The organism is Quisquiliibacterium sp. (assembly GCF_982640115.1).
In genome coordinates this window covers 1-15,350 of record NZ_CEXFHW010000092.1, presented here as the reverse complement: position 1 = coordinate 15,350, position 15,350 = coordinate 1, and the positions used below count along the sequence as shown (strand labels likewise).

18 protein-coding genes are annotated in these 15,350 nt (G+C 69.1%); 1 reads left to right on the top strand and 17 read right to left on the bottom strand.

The window, feature by feature from the left end:
* The 17 genes from AC2H6A_RS11615 to AC2H6A_RS11535 all read right to left on the bottom strand — a co-directional run.
* A partial coding sequence (locus AC2H6A_RS11615; RefSeq protein ID WP_484273676.1) for a pyridoxine 5'-phosphate synthase occupies positions 1 to 608 on the bottom strand: 608 nt, incomplete at its 3' end.
* A gap of 11 nt (positions 609 to 619) precedes the next feature.
* A complete protein-coding gene (gene recO / locus AC2H6A_RS11610; RefSeq protein ID WP_484273674.1) occupies positions 620 to 1,345 on the bottom strand; it encodes a DNA repair protein RecO in 726 nt (241 codons plus the stop codon).
* Positions 1,346 to 1,357: 12 nt separating this feature from the next.
* On the bottom strand, positions 1,358 to 2,257 hold the full coding sequence (gene era, locus AC2H6A_RS11605; RefSeq protein WP_484273672.1) for a GTPase Era: 900 nt from the start codon (positions 2,255 to 2,257) through the stop codon (positions 1,358 to 1,360).
* Positions 2,254 to 2,988, bottom strand: a complete 735-nt coding sequence (rnc, locus tag AC2H6A_RS11600; protein ID WP_484273670.1) for a ribonuclease III — start codon at positions 2,986 to 2,988, stop codon at positions 2,254 to 2,256. The genes era and rnc overlap by 4 nt, the downstream gene beginning before the upstream one ends.
* Positions 2,989 to 2,997: 9 nt before the next feature.
* Positions 2,998 to 3,381: a DUF4845 domain-containing protein gene (locus AC2H6A_RS11595; RefSeq protein ID WP_484273668.1), complete on the bottom strand. Its 384-nt coding sequence runs from the start codon at positions 3,379 to 3,381 to the stop codon at positions 2,998 to 3,000.
* Positions 3,381 to 4,274: a signal peptidase I gene (gene lepB / locus AC2H6A_RS11590; protein WP_484273678.1), complete on the bottom strand. Its 894-nt coding sequence runs from the start codon at positions 4,272 to 4,274 to the stop codon at positions 3,381 to 3,383. The genes AC2H6A_RS11595 and lepB overlap by 1 nt, the downstream gene beginning before the upstream one ends.
* 55 nt (positions 4,275 to 4,329) lie before the next feature.
* Complete coding sequence (gene lepA / locus AC2H6A_RS11585) at positions 4,330 to 6,123, bottom strand: translation elongation factor 4 (RefSeq protein ID WP_484273666.1); 1,794 nt, start codon at positions 6,121 to 6,123, stop codon at positions 4,330 to 4,332.
* Positions 6,124 to 6,212: 89 nt separating this feature from the next.
* Positions 6,213 to 7,691 carry a DegQ family serine endoprotease gene (locus AC2H6A_RS11580; RefSeq protein WP_484273664.1) on the bottom strand — a complete coding sequence of 493 codons (1,479 nt, stop codon included), beginning with the start codon at positions 7,689 to 7,691 and terminating at the stop codon, positions 6,213 to 6,215.
* A gap of 148 nt (positions 7,692 to 7,839) precedes the next feature.
* Positions 7,840 to 8,307, bottom strand: coding sequence for a hypothetical protein (locus tag AC2H6A_RS11575; RefSeq protein ID WP_484273662.1), 468 nt, complete (start codon positions 8,305 to 8,307; stop codon positions 7,840 to 7,842).
* Between the two features lie 31 nt (positions 8,308 to 8,338).
* Positions 8,339 to 9,577, bottom strand: coding sequence for a beta-ketoacyl-ACP synthase II (gene fabF, locus AC2H6A_RS11570; protein WP_484273660.1), 1,239 nt, complete (start codon positions 9,575 to 9,577; stop codon positions 8,339 to 8,341).
* 25 nt (positions 9,578 to 9,602) lie between these two features.
* On the bottom strand, positions 9,603 to 9,842 hold the full coding sequence (gene acpP, locus AC2H6A_RS11565; protein WP_484273658.1) for an acyl carrier protein: 240 nt from the start codon (positions 9,840 to 9,842) through the stop codon (positions 9,603 to 9,605).
* Between the two features lie 185 nt (positions 9,843 to 10,027).
* Entirely contained in the window at positions 10,028 to 10,783 is a 756-nt protein-coding gene (gene fabG / locus AC2H6A_RS11560; RefSeq protein ID WP_484273656.1) for a 3-oxoacyl-ACP reductase FabG, read from the bottom strand.
* A complete protein-coding gene (gene fabD, locus AC2H6A_RS11555; protein WP_484273654.1) occupies positions 10,780 to 11,724 on the bottom strand; it encodes an ACP S-malonyltransferase in 945 nt (314 codons plus the stop codon). Before fabD ends, fabG begins: the two co-directional genes overlap by 4 nt.
* A 51-nt stretch (positions 11,725 to 11,775) precedes the next feature.
* On the bottom strand, positions 11,776 to 12,753 hold the full coding sequence (locus AC2H6A_RS11550; RefSeq protein ID WP_484273652.1) for a beta-ketoacyl-ACP synthase III: 978 nt from the start codon (positions 12,751 to 12,753) through the stop codon (positions 11,776 to 11,778).
* Positions 12,750 to 13,781 (bottom strand): phosphate acyltransferase PlsX, encoded by a 1,032-nt coding sequence (plsX, locus tag AC2H6A_RS11545; RefSeq protein WP_484273650.1) that lies wholly within the window; start codon positions 13,779 to 13,781, stop codon positions 12,750 to 12,752. The genes AC2H6A_RS11550 and plsX overlap by 4 nt, the downstream gene beginning before the upstream one ends.
* A gap of 69 nt (positions 13,782 to 13,850) precedes the next feature.
* Positions 13,851 to 14,033 (bottom strand): 50S ribosomal protein L32, encoded by a 183-nt coding sequence (rpmF, locus tag AC2H6A_RS11540; RefSeq protein ID WP_484273648.1) that lies wholly within the window; start codon positions 14,031 to 14,033, stop codon positions 13,851 to 13,853.
* Between the two features lie 59 nt (positions 14,034 to 14,092).
* Positions 14,093 to 14,698 carry a YceD family protein gene (locus AC2H6A_RS11535; RefSeq protein ID WP_484273646.1) on the bottom strand — a complete coding sequence of 202 codons (606 nt, stop codon included), beginning with the start codon at positions 14,696 to 14,698 and terminating at the stop codon, positions 14,093 to 14,095.
* Positions 14,699 to 14,753: 55 nt separating this feature from the next.
* Between AC2H6A_RS11535 and AC2H6A_RS11530 the strand changes: the two genes are divergently transcribed.
* The coding region (locus AC2H6A_RS11530) for a Maf family protein (protein ID WP_484273644.1) at positions 14,754 to 15,350 on the top strand (597 nt) is incomplete at its 3' end.

The window sequence follows — 15,350 nt, the reverse complement described above, 5'->3', positions numbered from 1 at the left end:
ACTGCCTGGACATTGTGGTAGTTCAGCGCATGGCCGGCGTTGAAGCGCATGCCCAGGCCGATGATCTGCGCGCCGGCGCGCCGGATCCTTTCGAGTTCCTCGGGCACACCCCGCCCCTCGGTGTCGCGGCCGCCGTTGTGGAAGGCATGCGCGTAGGGCCCGGTATGAATCTCGCAGACTTTCGCGCCCACCCGTCGGGCCGCGTCGATCTGCGCCGGGTCGGCGTCGATGAACACGCTGCTGACGATGCCCGCGCCCGCGAGCGCGGCCACCACCTCACGGATGCGCGACTCCTGGGCAACGATGTCCAGCCCGCCCTCGGTGGTGACCTCATGGCGGCCCTCGGGTACCAGCATGGCCATCTCGGGGCGGGTACGGATCGCGATGCCGACCATCTCGTCGGTGGCCGCCATCTCGAGATTGAGCTTGACCTGGGTGAGTTCACGCAGGCGCCGGACGTCATCGTCGTTGATGTGGCGACGGTCTTCGCGCAGGTGGATGGTGATGCCATCGGCGCCGCCGAGATGGGCCTCGACCGCCGCCCAGACCGGGTCGGGCTCGTAGGTGCGACGGGCCTGGCGGATGCTGGCCACGTGGTCGATGTTCACGCCGAGTTCGATCATAGCTTGTGCAGGTCGATGAGGATCTGGCGGGTGCTCAGCGCCGCGCCGTCGAGATGATGCGCGAGGATCGCGCGGGTCAGGTATTTTGCCTGCGAGCGGGCCCGCGGCGAGGCGAAGCTGCCGGCGGCCAGGCCGGCAAGCGTCTCGCCGCTGATCAGCGCGGCATCGCCCGCTGCCGCAGGCTCGGCCGCCGCAAAGCCCGCCGACGGTTCCCAGCGGTACTGTCCACCCGGCTGGATCGGCCGCGCGTCGGTGTCGCGCGCAAGATCGGGCGCGTAGCCTGCTTCGCGAAGCAGCAGCCATTCGAAGCGGCGCAGGGTCTCGTCATGCGGGCCGCTGCCCGAGAGCTCGAACAGCGCCTGCTGGTAGGCATCATAGAGCGCCGGATGCGGATCCTCCCGCGGCAGCAGCTTCATCAGCAGCTCGTTCAGGTAGAAGGCACAGAGCAGCGCGTCTCCCTGGGGGCTGGGCATGCCGCCCACCCAGGCCGCGGCGGTGAGCAGGCGCAGTTCGTTGCGCCCGGTCCAGCCGGCCGACAGCGGCTGGAACTGCAGCAGCACGCCGCGCAGCGCGGAATGCGGCCGGCGCGCCCCCTTGGCCACCGCCGCCAGCCGCCCGTGCTCCCGCGTGAACAGCTCGACGATGAGGCTGGTCTCCTTGTACGGGATGCTGTGCAGCAGGAACGCGGCCTGCAGATCAACCCGGGATGCGGCGGCGCTCATGCCGGACCCCGGCTACTCGTAGCCGTAGGCGCGCAGGCTGGTCTCGTCGTCGGCCCAACCGCCGCGGACCTTCACGAAGAGCTCGAGGTAGACCCGGCAGCCGAGCATCTTCTCGAGGTCGGCGCGCGCCTCGATCGCGATGCGCTTGATCCGCTCGCCACCACTGCCCAGGACGATCGGCTTGTGGGCGTCGCGGGCGACCACGATGGTGGCATGGATGCGGCGCAGGCCGGGCAGCTCCTCGAAGCCCTCGAGCACCACCGTGCTCTCGTAGGGCAGCTCGTCGCCGAGCAGGCGGAACAGCTTCTCGCGGATGAGTTCGGTGGCCAGGAAGCGCTCGCTGCGGTCGGTGGGCGCATCGTCGTCGAGCAGTCGCGGGCCTTCCGGCAGCCGCGCCACGCACAGGTCGGCGAGCAGCTCGACCTGACGACCGGTGCGGGCACTGAGCGGCACCACCTCGTCGAAGGCACGATCGGCGGTGGCCTGTCGGACCATGGCCACCAGCCGCGCCCGGTCGGCGATCGCATCGACCTTGTTGATCGCCAGCAGCACCGGTGTGCCGGTGGGCAGAAGCGCAGCCATCTCGCGATCGGCGGGCGTCCAGCCATGCGCATCGCAGACCATCACCACCAGGTCGGCGTCGTCGGCCACCTGGCGTGCGGTGCGATTGAGCACGCGGTTGAGCGCGCCCATCGAGCGGGTCTGATAACCCGGGCTGTCAACGAACAGCAACTGGGCGTCGGGTCGGTTGAGCACGCCGAGGATGCGGTGACGTGTGGTCTGCGCCTTGCGCGAGGTGATCGAGATCTTCTGCCCGATCAGCCGGTTGAGCAGTGTCGACTTGCCGACATTGGGCCGCCCGACGATGGCGACGAAGCCGGCGCGGTGCGGCGGGCTGGGCGCCTCGCTCATGACACCGCTCCGTCTGTGGGGTCGGCCGTCCCGGCACGGCGGCGGGACGCGCTGGCGGGGGCTCGCTGCCCTGCGCGTTCCAGCGCGAGCAGCGCCGCGGCCTGCTCGGCCGCGCGGCGGCTGCCGCCGCGCCCGAGCACCTGGATGTCAAGCTTGGGAATGAGGCACTCCACCTCGAAGGTCTGGCTGTGGGCCGCACCGAGCGTGCCGACCACCGAATACACCGGCAGCGGAATGCGCTTACTCTGAAGGTGCTCCTGCAGCAGGGTCTTGGCATCCTTGCCCAGGGTGCGGGGATCGACGGTGGCCAGCACCGGGTCATACAGGCCATGGATGACCGCCCGCGCCGCCAGAAAGCCGCCATCGAGGAAGACCGCGCCGAACAGCGCCTCGAGGCAATCAGCCAGGATCGAGGGCCGGCGAAAGCCGCCGCTGCGCGATTCGCCTTCGCCCAGACGCACGCAGGGACCGAGCTCGAGCCGCATGGCAAGCTCGAACAGCGACTGCTGCTTCACCAGGGTGGCCCGCACCCGGGAAAGATCACCCTCGTCGACCGTCTGGAAACGCTCGTAGAGCAGCGTGGCCACGACGCAGTTGAGCACGCTGTCGCCGAGAAACTCGAGCCGCTCGTTGTTGGGCTGCCCGAAGCTGCGGTGGGTAAGCGCCTGGGTGAGCAGCGCTGGGTCGCTGAACCGGTGGCCGAGTCTGCGCTGCAGGTCGTCCGGGGACATCCTCCGGCCTCAGTTCGACGAGGCGGTCGCGTCGTACTGCAGCAGCAGGCTCGCGCGGCCGAAAAGCGGGATGCGCTTCTCGTAGGCGAAGCTCAGGGTGACGATCGCACCGGCGCGCTCGATTCGCAGGTCGCGCCCGGTGATCGAGCTGATGTCGTCGATCGCGCTCATTTCGTCGAAGGCCTTGACGATCTCGCCGGAGCTGCGGGTGCCCGCCTCGGCAATCCGGTGGATGGCCCGCTTGGCGGCGAGGAACTCGACCACGGTGGGTGAGACCCGCATGCCGACCACCGCCACGCACAAGGCGATGCCGATCATCACCAGCAGGCCGATCAGCCCCAGGCCGCCTTGACGACCGCGAAAGGAAAGGGTGTGGGTGCGCAGCATGGTCATCAGTGGAATCCGCCGATGCGTTTCAGGTCGCCGAAATTCATCCAGATGAAGAAGGCCTTGCCGACCAGATTGGCCTCGGGGACGAACCCCCAGAAGCGGCTGTCCAGGCTGTTCTCGCGATTATCGCCCATGACGAAGTAATGCCCGGCAGGCACGGTGCAGGATAACCCGTTATTTCCGTACCGGCATGAATCCCTGAACGGGAAGGCATCGGTCGCCGAAATGAATGACGGCTTGTCGAGCTCGGTGAGGATCCGGTGCTCCACGGATCCGAGCGTCTCGCTGTACTGGGGCGCGTAGCTCAGGCGGTCTGCGTCGTAGAACTCGCCCGCGGGCTTCAACGGCACCTCGACACCATTCACGCTCAGGCGCTTGTTCTGGTAGGAGACCTGATCGCCGGGCACGCCCACCACGCGCTTGATGTAGTCCATGGACGGATCCCGCGGGAAGCGGAACACCATCACATCACCGCGCTGCGGCGAACCCACCTCGAGGACCTTGGTGTGGATCACCGGCAGGCGTACGCCATAGCTGAACTTGTTCACCAGGATCAGGTCACCCACCAGCAGCGTGGGAATCATGGAACCCGACGGGATCTTGAACGGTTCGACCAGGAACGAGCGCAGGAAGAACACCACCGCGATCACCGGAAAGAGGCCTGCGGTGTATTCGAGCCAGAGCGGCTGGCGCAGGGCCTCGCGGCTGATCGCCAGCCGGGCCGCCGCGGGGTCGGCAGCGCGCTGGTGCGCCGGCAGCACGGCCTGGTCGGCATCGAAACGGGCGACCCGTTCTTCGGCCAGCCGGGCACGGGCGCGGCGAAACACCAGCCGGTCGGCGAGCCAGGCGGCAAAGCACACCACCAGCAGCGCGAACAGGATCAGCGCGAAATTCAGCGAACTGCTGGCGTCGTTCACCGGATCTCCTGGCACCGCGACAGCCGCCGGCGCATCAGCGTTCACCCACCTGGAGCACGGCCAGGAAGGCTTCCTGGGGAATCTCGACCGTGCCGACCTGCTTCATGCGCTTCTTGCCAGCCTTCTGCTTCTCGAGCAGCTTCTTCTTGCGGGTGATGTCGCCGCCGTAGCACTTGGCCAGCACGTTCTTGCGCAGCGCCTTGACATTCTCGCGCGCGATGATGTTGGAGCCGATGGCCGCCTGAATGGCGACATCGTACATCTGCCGCGGGATCAGCTCGCGCATGCGCGCCGCCACCTCCCGTCCGCGGCTCTGCGAGACCGATCGGTGGACGATCAGGCTGAGGGCGTCGACCCGGTCGCCATTGACCATGATGTCCATGCGCACCACATCGGAGGCGCGGTACTCCTTGAACTCGTAGTCCATGGAGGCATAGCCGCGCGAGGTGGACTTCAGCTTGTCGAAGAAGTCGAGCACGATCTCGTTCATGGGGAGCTCGTAGCTCAGGTGCACCTGACGGCCGTGATAGGCGAGGTTGGTCTGCACCCCACGCTTGTTCGTGCACAGGGTGATCACGTTGCCGACGTACTCCTGCGGCACGAAGATGGTGACATCGACGATCGGCTCGCGGATCTCCTCGATGCGGGCCGGATCGGGCATGCGCGAGGGATTCTCCACCTGCAGCACCGTGCCGTCGCGCAGCAGGATCTCGTAGACCACGGTGGGTGCCGTGGTGATGAGGTCCATGTCGAACTCGCGTTCGAGCCGCTCCTGGACGATGTCCATGTGCAGCAGCCCCAGGAAGCCGCACCGGAACCCGAAGCCCAGCGCCTGCGAGACCTCGGGCTCGAACTGCAGCGAGGCGTCGTTCAGCTGCAGCTTCTCGAGCGCGTCGCGCATGGCCTCGTACTGGTTGGCCTCCACCGGGTACAGGCCGGCGAACACCGAGGGCTTGATCTCCTTGAAGCCGGGCAGCGGCGCCACCGCGGGCTGGCCGGCGAGGGTGACGGTGTCACCGACCTTGGCCGCCTTCAGTTCCTTGATGCCGGCGATGATGAAGCCGACCTCGCCCGCCGAAAGTGACTCGCGCGCCGATGACTTGGGGGTGAACACGCCCACCTGCTCGCAGTTGTAGGACAGGCCCGTGGCCATCAGGCGGATGCGGTCACGCGGCCGCAGCACGCCATTGACCACCCGCACCAGCATGACCACGCCGACATAGTTGTCGAACCAGGAGTCGATGATCAGGGCCTGCAGCGGCCCGGCCGGGTCGCCCTTGGGCGGCGGAATGCGGCGGACGATCGCCTCGAGGATCTCGTCAATGCCCAGCCCGGTCTTGGCACTGGCCCGGATCGCGTCGGTGGCGTCGATGCCGATCACATCCTCGACCTCGGCCGCGGCGGCATCGGGGTCGGCCGAGGGCAGGTCCATCTTGTTGAGCACCGGCACCACCTCGACACCGAGATCGATGGCGGTGTAGCAGTTGGCCACAGTCTGGGCCTCGACGCCCTGCGTGGCATCGACCACCAGCAGCGCGCCTTCGCAGGCCGACAGCGAACGGCTGACCTCGTAGGAGAAGTCGACATGCCCGGGCGTGTCGATGAGGTTGAAGTGGTAGACCTTCCCGTCCTGCGCCAGATAACGCAGGGCCGCGGTCTGCGCCTTGATGGTGATGCCCCGCTCGCGCTCGAGGTCCATGGAGTCGAGCACCTGCTCCTCCATCTCGCGGTCGGACAGGCCGCCGCAGCGCTGGATCAGGCGGTCGGCCAGGGTCGACTTGCCATGGTCGATATGCGCGATGATCGAGAAGTTGCGGATGTGCTGCATGGGGCCCGAAGACGAACGCGCGCCGGGAAGGCGCGCGGAAGCCAGATTCTATCAGTGGCGGGGGATGGCCCCGCCGTGCGGGTGGCGCCTCAGCGAGCGGGCGCCGAGGACGGCAGCGGCTTGATCGGCACGAAGCTCGCATTGTCGCCACGGCGCACCAGCAGCACATGGGTGCGGGCCTTGTCGAGCTTGGCCACCAGGTCGTTGAACTGGCGCGCGCCGGTGACATCCTGGTTGTTCAGTGACAGGATCAGATCGCCCGGGCGGATGCCGGCGCGGGCGCCCAGCCCCTCGGCGGACTCCACCTGAACGCCGCCCTTCACGCGCAGCTGGGACCGACGCTCCTCGCTGAGGTCGGTCACCACCAGGCCCAGTGCATTGGCAGGCGCCGGCGCCGCCGGCCCGCCGGGCCCCGGGCTGCCCGGGCGCTGAGCGCGCTGGGCGCGATCGGGCTCGCTCTCGCCGACAGTGACCTGCAGCTCCCTGGCAGCGCCCTTGCGCCAGACCTGCATGCTGACCTTGGCGCCCGGCTTGGTCGATCCGACCAGTCGCGGCAGGTCGCTCGACTTCTCGATGGTCTTGCCGTCGAATCGAAGGATGATGTCGCCCTCCTCCACCCCCGCCCTGGCAGCCGGGCCGTTGGGCTCGACATTGCGCACCAGCGCGCCGGCTGCCTTGGGCAGCCCGAGGGGTTCGGCGATCTCCTTGGTGACCTCGGCGATGCCCACCCCGATCCGGCCGCGGATGACCCGCCCCGAGGCGCGGAGCTGATCGGCCACGCGCATGGCCTCATCGATCGGGATCGCGAAGGAGATGCCCATGAAGCCACCGGTGCGACTGTAGATCTGGGAGTTGATGCCGATCACCTCGCCCCGCAGGTTCAGCAGCGGCCCGCCGGAGTTGCCGGGATTGACCGCCACATCGGTCTGGATGAAGGGGAGGTAGTCGCCCGTCTCACGGCCCTTGGCCGAGACGATGCCGGCGGTGACGGAGTTCTCGAGGCCGAAGGGCGAGCCGATCGCCATCACCCACTCGCCCACCCGCAGCTTCGCGGAATCGCCCACCGGGAGCTTGGGGAGGCCGGTGGCATCGATCTTGACCAGCGCGACATCGGTGCGGCGGTCAGAGCCAACCCCCCTGCCCTTGAACTCCCGCTTGTCGCTGAGCGTGACATAGATTTCGTCGGCGCCGTCGACCACATGGTGATTGGTGAGCAGGAATCCGTCGGACGAGATGAAGAAGCCCGAACCCACCCCACGGGGCGTCTCTTCGCCACCCCGGTTTCGCGGGCCCTGACCCGGCCCCGGAGACTGGCGCGGCGGAAAGAAGCGCCGGAAGAACTCGTAGAACGGGTCGTTCTCGTCGATGCCCTCGGGCATCTGCGGCGATGCACCGCTGCCCGGCTTGCTGCGCTCGGTGGTGCGGATGTTCACCACCGCAGGGCCGGCCCGCTCCGCGAGATCGGCGAAATCAGGGAGTTCGCGGGACTGCGCCTGGGCGGGCCCGGCGGAGAACAGGGAGGAGACCCCCAGCAGGGAGGCCGCGAGGATGAGGCGGAAGGCAGGCATGGTGCGGATGGACGCTGACACGGACGAGGACGCGGGCAAGCCGCCTGAGTTGGATCCGGCGACCGCCGCGAGGCGGTCATGCAGACCCGGTGGAGGATGGGGGCGACACACGGGCTTTGCAAGCCCGACACGGTCGGCGAAGGGGCGATCAGCGCGCGCCGCGCGACAGCCAGACGAGCCAGGCGCCGAGTGCTGCGCGCTCGGAGTCGGACCGGGGCTGCCGAACTGACAGCCAGCGCCCCGGACTCCCGCGGGGATGATCCGCCCTTTCGAGGGCGAGGAGCAGCCGGTTCCGATGGCCGGCAACCGCCCTGAAGGGCTCGGCGCTACCGGCCCTGCACAACTGGGCGCTGCCCTGGGCATCGATGTGCAGGTCGGAGAGGGCGGACACGGCCGCGCGCCGGGCACGCAAGACATGCCACGACCCGCCGAGCATGATGGCGAGACCGACCGGAAAGGCCGCCCAGCCGGAGACCATGCCGGCGGCGGCGGAGGAGCCGGCCAAAGAGAAGCCGGCCGAGAGCGCGATTCCGAGCAGGCCGGTCAGGGCGCAGCCCCAGGTGCCCGCCCGCCAGGCGCCTGCCTGGCGTACGGTGATGCGGGCGGCGAAACCCATGCCCGGCCTCCGAGCGATGCGCCAGCCTGGCTCAGACCCGGCGCATCACCAGGGACCCGTTGGTGCCGCCGAATCCGAAGGAGTTCGACATGGCCACCTCGATCTTCAGATCGCGCGCGGTGTTCGCGCAGTAGTCGAGATCGCAGGCCGGATCCTGGTTGAAGATGTTGATGGTGGGCGGCGAGATCTGGTGATGCACCGCCAGTGCGGTGAACACCGCCTCGATGCCCCCGGCCGCGCCGAGCAGATGGCCGGTCATGGACTTGGTGGAGTTGACCACAAGCCCGTTGGCCGCGTCGCCGAAGGCCCGACGGATGGAGCGGGTCTCGGCGATGTCCCCCAGCGGCGTGGAGGTGGCATGCCCGTTGAGGTAGCTCACCTGGTCGGGGTTCACGCCGGCATTGCGAAGTGCATTGCGCATGCCGCGCGCCGGGCCCTCGCCATCTTCGGAGGGCGCGCTCATGTGGAAGGCGTCGGAGCTCATGCCGTAACCGGCGAGCTCGGCGTAGATGCGGGCGCCACGGCGACGGGCGTGCTCGTACTCCTCGAGCACCAGCACACCGGCCCCCTCGCCGAGCACGAAACCGTCACGGTCCTTGTCAAAGGGACGGCTGGCGGTGGCGGGATCGTCGTTGCGGGTGGACAGCGCCCGCATCGAGGCAAAGCCGCCCAGACCCAGCGGTGAGATGGTGGACTCGGTGCCACCCGCGAGCATGATGTCGGCGTCGCCGTACTCGATCAGGCGGCCGGCATCGCCGATGGAGTGGGTGCCCGTGGTGCAGGCCGAGACCACGCCGTAGGTGGGGCCCTTCAGCCCGAGCATGATCGAGAGCTGGCCCGACACCATGTTGATGATGGAGCCCGGCACGAAGAAGGGCGAGATGCGGCGCGGACCGCGCTTGACATAGTCGCCGTGGTTTTCCTCGATCAGCGGCAGGCCGCCGATGCCCGAACTGACCACCGCACCGATACGCTCGGCGTTCGTGTCGTTCACCTCCAGCCCGGAGTCGCGCAGGGCCTGAACCCCGGCGGCGATGCCGTAATGGATGAAGGTATCGAAGTGCCGGGCTTCCTTCGCGGGCAGATAGGGGCTGATGTCGAAGCCCTTGACCTCGCCGGCGATCTGCGCAGTGAAGGCCGAGGCGTCGAACCGGGTGATGCGGTCGATGCCCGAGCGGCCGGCCACCACGTTCTGCCAGGCCGAAGCCACCTCATTGCCTGTCGGACAGACGATGCCCAGCCCGGTGATGACGACTCGACGACGGCTCACGGCGCTCTCCTCGGTGGGACCCGGATCAGTCCTTGGCGTGCGACTTGATGTAGTCCACCGCCTGCTGCACGGTGGTGATCTTCTCGGCTTCCTCGTCAGGGATCTCGGTCTCGAACTCATCCTCGAGGGCCATGACCAGCTCGACGGTGTCGAGCGAATCGGCGCCAAGGTCATCCACGAAGGACGATTCGATCTTGATGTCGGCCTCGTTCACGCCAAGCTGCTCGGCCACGATCTTCTTGACGCGCTGTTCGATGTTTTCCATTTCTCTGCTCCTGGAAGGGATTCACGGCGGTGCCGTGTCCGGTGAGGGGATGAGCCCGGGATGGGCGGGTTGCGAAGTGGGTGCGTGGCCGGTGGTGCAAGGGTGCGATGCGCCCGGGGGCGGGCCGAACGGCGCGGATTCTACCAGTTAGGCGCTGCCGACCCCCGAACCTCCGACCGAGCCGTTCAGTTCATGTACATGCCGCCATTGACGTGCAGGGTCGTCCCGCTGACATAGGCCGCGCCGGGCCCGGCCAGGAAGGCCACGGCCGCAGCAATGTCCTCGGGTTGGCCCAGCCGGCCCAGGGGAATGTTCTGCATCAGGCCGGTGGTCTGCGCTTCGCTGAGCGAGCGGGTCATGTCGGTGTCGATGAAGCCCGGTGCCACGCAGTTGACCGTGATGTTGCGGCTGCCGAGCTCGCGGGCGAGCGCACGCGTCATGCCGGCCACCCCGGCCTTGGCCGCCGCGTAGTTCGCCTGCCCGGGATTGCCGCTCGCGCCGACCACCGAGGTGATGTTGATGATGCGGCCGAAGCGGGCCTTCATCATCGGGCGCATCACCAGTTTGCACAGCCGGAACACTGCCGAGAGGTTGGTGTCGATCACCGACGACCACTCCTCGTCCTTCATGCGCATGGCGAGGTTGTCGCGGGTGATGCCGGCGTTGTTGACCAGGATGCCGGGAGCACTGCCCTCGGCCTGCATCTGCTCGATGAGCGCCTCGGCGCTGGCGGCGTCGGTCACATCGAGCACCGCGCCACGGCCGGCAAGACCCGCGGCCGCGAACGCCTCGGTGATGGCCTGCGCGCCCGGCTCGGTGGTGGCGGTGCCGACCACCCTGGCGCCCTGGCGGGCGAGTTCGAGCGCGATTGCCCTGCCGATGCCGCGCGAGGCCCCGGTGACCAGCGCCACCTGCCCGGCGAGGGGACCGGCCGCACTCATGCTGCACTCCCGGCCACGGCGGCCAGCGCCGCCTGCAGCGAGGCGGGGTCGAAGACCGCGAAGGCGCGCAGGGACTTGTCGATGCGGGGGATGAGGCCGGTGAGCACCTTGCCCGGGCCGAACTCGATGAAGGTGTCGACGCCCTGCGCCTTCAGTCGCTGCACCACCTCGACCCAGCGCACCGGCGAGGACGCCTGACGCACCAGCGCATCGGCGATGCGAGCGGGTTCGGTCTCGATGGCGACATCGACATTGTTGACCAGCGCGATGCCGGGCGAGACCAGCCTGGCGCCCTGCAGGGCTTCGCGAAGCCGCAGCCCCGCAGGCGCCAGCAGCGAAGAGTGGAAAGGAGCGCTCACCGGCAGCGGCAGCGCCCGCTTCGCACCGGCCTGCTTGGCACCGGCGCAGGCCCGCTCCACCGCGGCCTTGTGGCCGGCGATCACGACCTGGCCGGGGGCGTTGAAGTTGACCGCCTCGACCACATCACCGGGCTGGCTGGCGGCGACACATACCGCGCGCACCGGTTCGTCATCGAGACCCATGATCACCGCCATGCCGCCGGTGCCCACCGGAACCGCCTCCTGCATGGCGCGCGCGCGCACCCGCACCAGGCGCAGGGCCTCGTCGAGCGCAAGCGCGCCAGCCGCGGTGAGCGCGGTGTACTCGCCCAGGCTGTGACCCGCAACCGCCACGGCCGAGGGGCCACCCGCTGCCCGCCACGCGGCGCAGCAGGCATAGCCGGCCAGCAGCATCGCCGGCTGGGTGTTGACGGTGAGCGCGAGATCGTCGGCGGGCCCCTGGGCGATCAGGGCGGACAGCGGTTCGCCCAGGGCGGCATCGGCGGCCGCGATCAGGCTTGCGACCTCGGGCAGGGCGGCGAATGCGTCGAGCATGCCGACCGCTTGCGAACCCTGGCCGGGAAAGACGAAGGCAATGGTCATGATGGGGGTCCTGGAGAGGGAGCGTCGAGGGGCGTCGGCGGCAGGTTCCGTCTACATCCGCGCCAGCGCGGCGCCCCAGGCGAATCCGCCGCCCACGCCCTCGAGCAGGACATGTTGCCCGGGCTGGATGCGGCCGTCGCGCATGGCGAGGTCGAGCGCCAGCGGCACCGAGGCCGCAGAGGTGTTGGCGTGCCGGTCGACGGTGACCACCACCCGCTCCGGCGGGATGCCCAGCCGGCGACCGGTGGCCTGGATGATCCGGACATTGGCCTGGTGCGGAATGAGCCAGTCGACATCGCCAAGGCCCATGCCGGCCGCCTCGACGGTCTCGCGCGCCACCGCGTCGAGCACCGACACCGCGAGCTTGAACACCGCCTGCCCGTCCATGGTCAGGAATGGATGACCGCAGACCGCACCGCGGCTGACGGTACCGGGCGTGCGCAGGATGCCTTCATGGCGGCCGTCGGCATGCAGGCGGGCGGCCAGGATGCCGGGATGGTCATCGGCCACCAGCACGGCCGCGCCGGCGCCATCGCCGAAGAGCACGCAGGTGCCGCGGTCGTTCCAGTCGAGGATGCGCGAGAAGACCTCGGCGCCGATCACCAGCGCGCGGGTGGCCATGCCCGTACGGATCATCGCGTCGGCGGTAGCCAGACCGTAGACGAAGCCGCTGCACACCGCCTGCACGTCGAAGGCCGCGCCGCCGTGGGCGCCGAGCTCCTTCTGCACGAGACAGGCGGTGCTGGGAAAGATGAAGTCGGGGGTGGAGGTGGCCACGACGATCAGGTCGATCTCGCCGGCACTCAGGCTGGCCGCGGCCAGCGCCTCACGGGCGGCGCGCGCACCAAGCACGCTGCTGCCGACATCAGGGGCCGCCAGGTAGCGCTGGCGGATGCCAGTGCGTTCGACGATCCAGTCTTCGGAGGTCTCGATGCCGCGTTCGGCCAGTTCGGCCACCAGATCGGCGTTGCTGACGAGGCGCTCGGGCAGGGCCGAGCCGGTTCCCACGATCCGGGCATACTTGGTCATGAACCCACCTTGGCCGGTTCGGCCGACAGTCGGGTCATCGCGTCGGCGATGCGCTCGAGCAGACGGTTGCGGGCGGCATCATGGGCGCGCCGCAGGGCCTGCTCGAAGGCCAGCGCATCGGCTGACCCGTGACTCTTGATGACGATGCCGCGCAACCCGACCAGGCTTGCGCCGTTGTAGCGGCGGTGATCCAGGCGCCGGCGCAGACGGCCCAGGACCGGCAGCGAGATCAGTCCGGCCAGCCGCGAGAGCAGCGAGCGACCGTACTCTTCCCGGATGAAGCCGCCGATCATGCGGGCCAGACCTTCGGAGGTCTTGAGGGCGACGTTGCCGACGAAGCCGTCGCAGACCACCACGTCGGTGGTGCCCTCGAAGATGTCGTTGCCCTCGACATTGCCACGGAAATCGAGGCTGCTGGCGCGCAGCAGCTCGGCGGCCTGCTTGACCGTGTCGTTGCCCTTGATGACTTCTTCGCCGATGTTGAGCAGGCCGATGGTGGGCGAGGCCTTGCCCTCGATCGCGGTGGCCAGCGCGGCACCCATGATGGCGAACTGCAGGTAATGCTGGGGTTCGCAGTCGACATTGGCACCGAGGTCGAGCATGGTGGTGACGCCGCCGCGCTGATTGGGCAGGGGCGCGGCAATCGCCGGACGGTCGATGCCGTCGAGCATGCGCAGCACGAAGCGCGAGATGGCCATGAGCGCGCCGGTGTTGCCAGCGCTCACGCAGGCCTGGGCATCGCCGGCCTTCACCGCCTCGATGGCCAGCCGCATGGACGACTGCCGCTTGCCGCGCAGGGCGCTGGCTGGCGGCTCGTCCATGGCCACCACCTCGGCGGCGTGGCGGATCTCGATCCGGCTGCGATCAACCTGCCCCGCGGCATGCAAAGCAGCCTCAACCGCGGCGGCATCGCCGACCAGGATGAGCCGGACATCGGGGGTGGCCTTCAGGAAGGCCACGGCTGCCGGCACGGTCACCGGCAGACCATGGTCACCGCCCATGCAGTCGATGGCGATTCTCAGGGTCATGCGATCCAGGGGAAACGGGCCTGAGCCGGCCCGCAGGCAACCCGCGTCGCGGAGCGGCGACGCAAGGGCTTATTCGTCAGACTTGGTCTTGACGATCTTGCGACCGCGATAGAAGCCGTTGGGGCTGATGTGGTGCCGCAGATGCACTTCCCCGGTGGTGGGCTCGACCGCCGTGGGCGGCGTGCCGAGGAAGTCGTGCGCACGATGCATGCCCCGCTTCGAGGGCGATTTCTTGTTCTGCTGAACGGCCATGGTGGTCGCTCCTGTGAAAGATCAATCCGCAATCATATCAAGGAATTGGCCGATGATCCTCAAGCCGGGTTTTCGTCGCTGCCGGGGCCGGGGCGCCGCAGACGGGCCAGCACCGCAAAGGGGTTGGGGCGCTCGGGCTCGTCGCGGGTGGCGCCCCCCCCGGCCGCCGGGTCTGCCGCCGGCCCCTTGCCACCCGCGCCGGGAGCCCGGCAATCGGCGTGGCGCGGCGCCAGAGGCAAGGCCATGATGCATTCGTCTTCGAGCAGCTCGATGGCGGCCAGGCGCGGGGTGATGGCGAGCAGATCGAACTCGTCGTCGTCCGGGTCCTGGGCGAGCGCCTGCTGCTCGCTCGCCACCAGCCGGTAGCGCCGCTCCTCGTCCAGGCTCACCGGCACCGGCTCCAGGCAGCGAACGCAGCGCATGCGCACCTGCGCACGCAGGGAGAGGGCGAGGTGCAGATCAGCGCCGCCATCGGCGCGCCGCAGGCTCTGTCCGCTCAGCGACCAGTCGACCTCCCCGTCGGTGTCAGTGAGGGTGTCGGCCAGCCGCGTCAGGCGAGCCAGCGGCCAGCGGCCCGCCACCGACCCGCCGCTGCGCGCCAGTTCACGGGGATCGATGACCGGCGCAGCCGGTGAGGCGGGATCGGACATCGAGGGCAGGCTCACGGGAGACGGGCCGCTATGATAGCGCCGCCCTGCCCCCTTCCCGGACGATCACGCCATGCCCGCCCCCGCGAACGCCGGCTCACCCGAGCTGATCCTGGCCTCCACCTCGGTGTACCGCCGGCAGCTGCTCGAGCGGCTGCACCTGCGATTCCGGGTGTGCTCCCCCGGCACCGACGAATCCGCGTTGCCGGGCGAGTCGCCTGCCGAGCTTGCCCGGCGGCTGGCGCTCGCCAAGGCGGGCGCCGTGGCGGCCAGCGAGCCCGAGGCGGTGGTCATCGGCTCGGACCAGACCGCCACCCTCGACGGGCGTGGCGTGATCGGCAAGCCCGGCACCCTGGCCCGCGCGCGCGCTCAGCTGCGAGCCGCGTCGGGTCGACTGCTCACCTTCCACACCGCCCTGGCGGTGGTCTGCCCGGCGCGCCAGTTCTCGCAGGTGGCGGTGGTCGACACCCAGGTGCGCTTTCGCGAACTGAGCGACGCTGCCATCGAGCGCTACCTGGCCCTGGAGCCGGCACTCGATTGCGCCGGCTCGGCCAAGGCCGAGGGCCTGGGCATCGCCCTGATGAGCAGCTTCGAGAGCGCTGACCCCACCGCGATCGTCGGGCTGCCGCTGATCGCGCTGAACCGCAGGCTGCGCGAGGCCGGCATCGAC

Excerpts from the sequence above, each read along its gene's own strand:
- AC2H6A_RS11575 (WP_484273662.1), bottom strand. The coding sequence starts at position 8,307 with ATGGGTTTCGCCGCCCGCATCACCGTACGCCAGGCAGGCGCCTGGCGG.
- plsX (WP_484273650.1), bottom strand. The coding sequence starts at position 13,781 with ATGACCCTGAGAATCGCCATCGACTGCATGGGCGGTGACCATGGTCTG.
- AC2H6A_RS11550 (WP_484273652.1), bottom strand. The coding sequence starts at position 12,753 with ATGACCAAGTATGCCCGGATCGTGGGAACCGGCTCGGCCCTGCCCGAG.
- AC2H6A_RS11580 (WP_484273664.1), bottom strand. The coding sequence starts at position 7,691 with ATGCCTGCCTTCCGCCTCATCCTCGCGGCCTCCCTGCTGGGGGTCTCC.
- AC2H6A_RS11595 (WP_484273668.1), bottom strand. The coding sequence starts at position 3,381 with ATGACCATGCTGCGCACCCACACCCTTTCCTTTCGCGGTCGTCAAGGC.
- era (WP_484273672.1), bottom strand. The coding sequence starts at position 2,257 with ATGAGCGAGGCGCCCAGCCCGCCGCACCGCGCCGGCTTCGTCGCCATC.
- fabD (WP_484273654.1), bottom strand. The coding sequence starts at position 11,724 with ATGACCATTGCCTTCGTCTTTCCCGGCCAGGGTTCGCAAGCGGTCGGC.
- rpmF (WP_484273648.1), bottom strand. The coding sequence starts at position 14,033 with ATGGCCGTTCAGCAGAACAAGAAATCGCCCTCGAAGCGGGGCATGCAT.
- lepA (WP_484273666.1), bottom strand. The coding sequence starts at position 6,123 with ATGCAGCACATCCGCAACTTCTCGATCATCGCGCATATCGACCATGGC.
- fabG (WP_484273656.1), bottom strand. The coding sequence starts at position 10,783 with ATGAGTGCGGCCGGTCCCCTCGCCGGGCAGGTGGCGCTGGTCACCGGG.
- recO (WP_484273674.1), bottom strand. The coding sequence starts at position 1,345 with ATGAGCGCCGCCGCATCCCGGGTTGATCTGCAGGCCGCGTTCCTGCTG.
- acpP (WP_484273658.1), bottom strand. The coding sequence starts at position 9,842 with ATGGAAAACATCGAACAGCGCGTCAAGAAGATCGTGGCCGAGCAGCTT.
- rnc (WP_484273670.1), bottom strand. The coding sequence starts at position 2,988 with ATGTCCCCGGACGACCTGCAGCGCAGACTCGGCCACCGGTTCAGCGAC.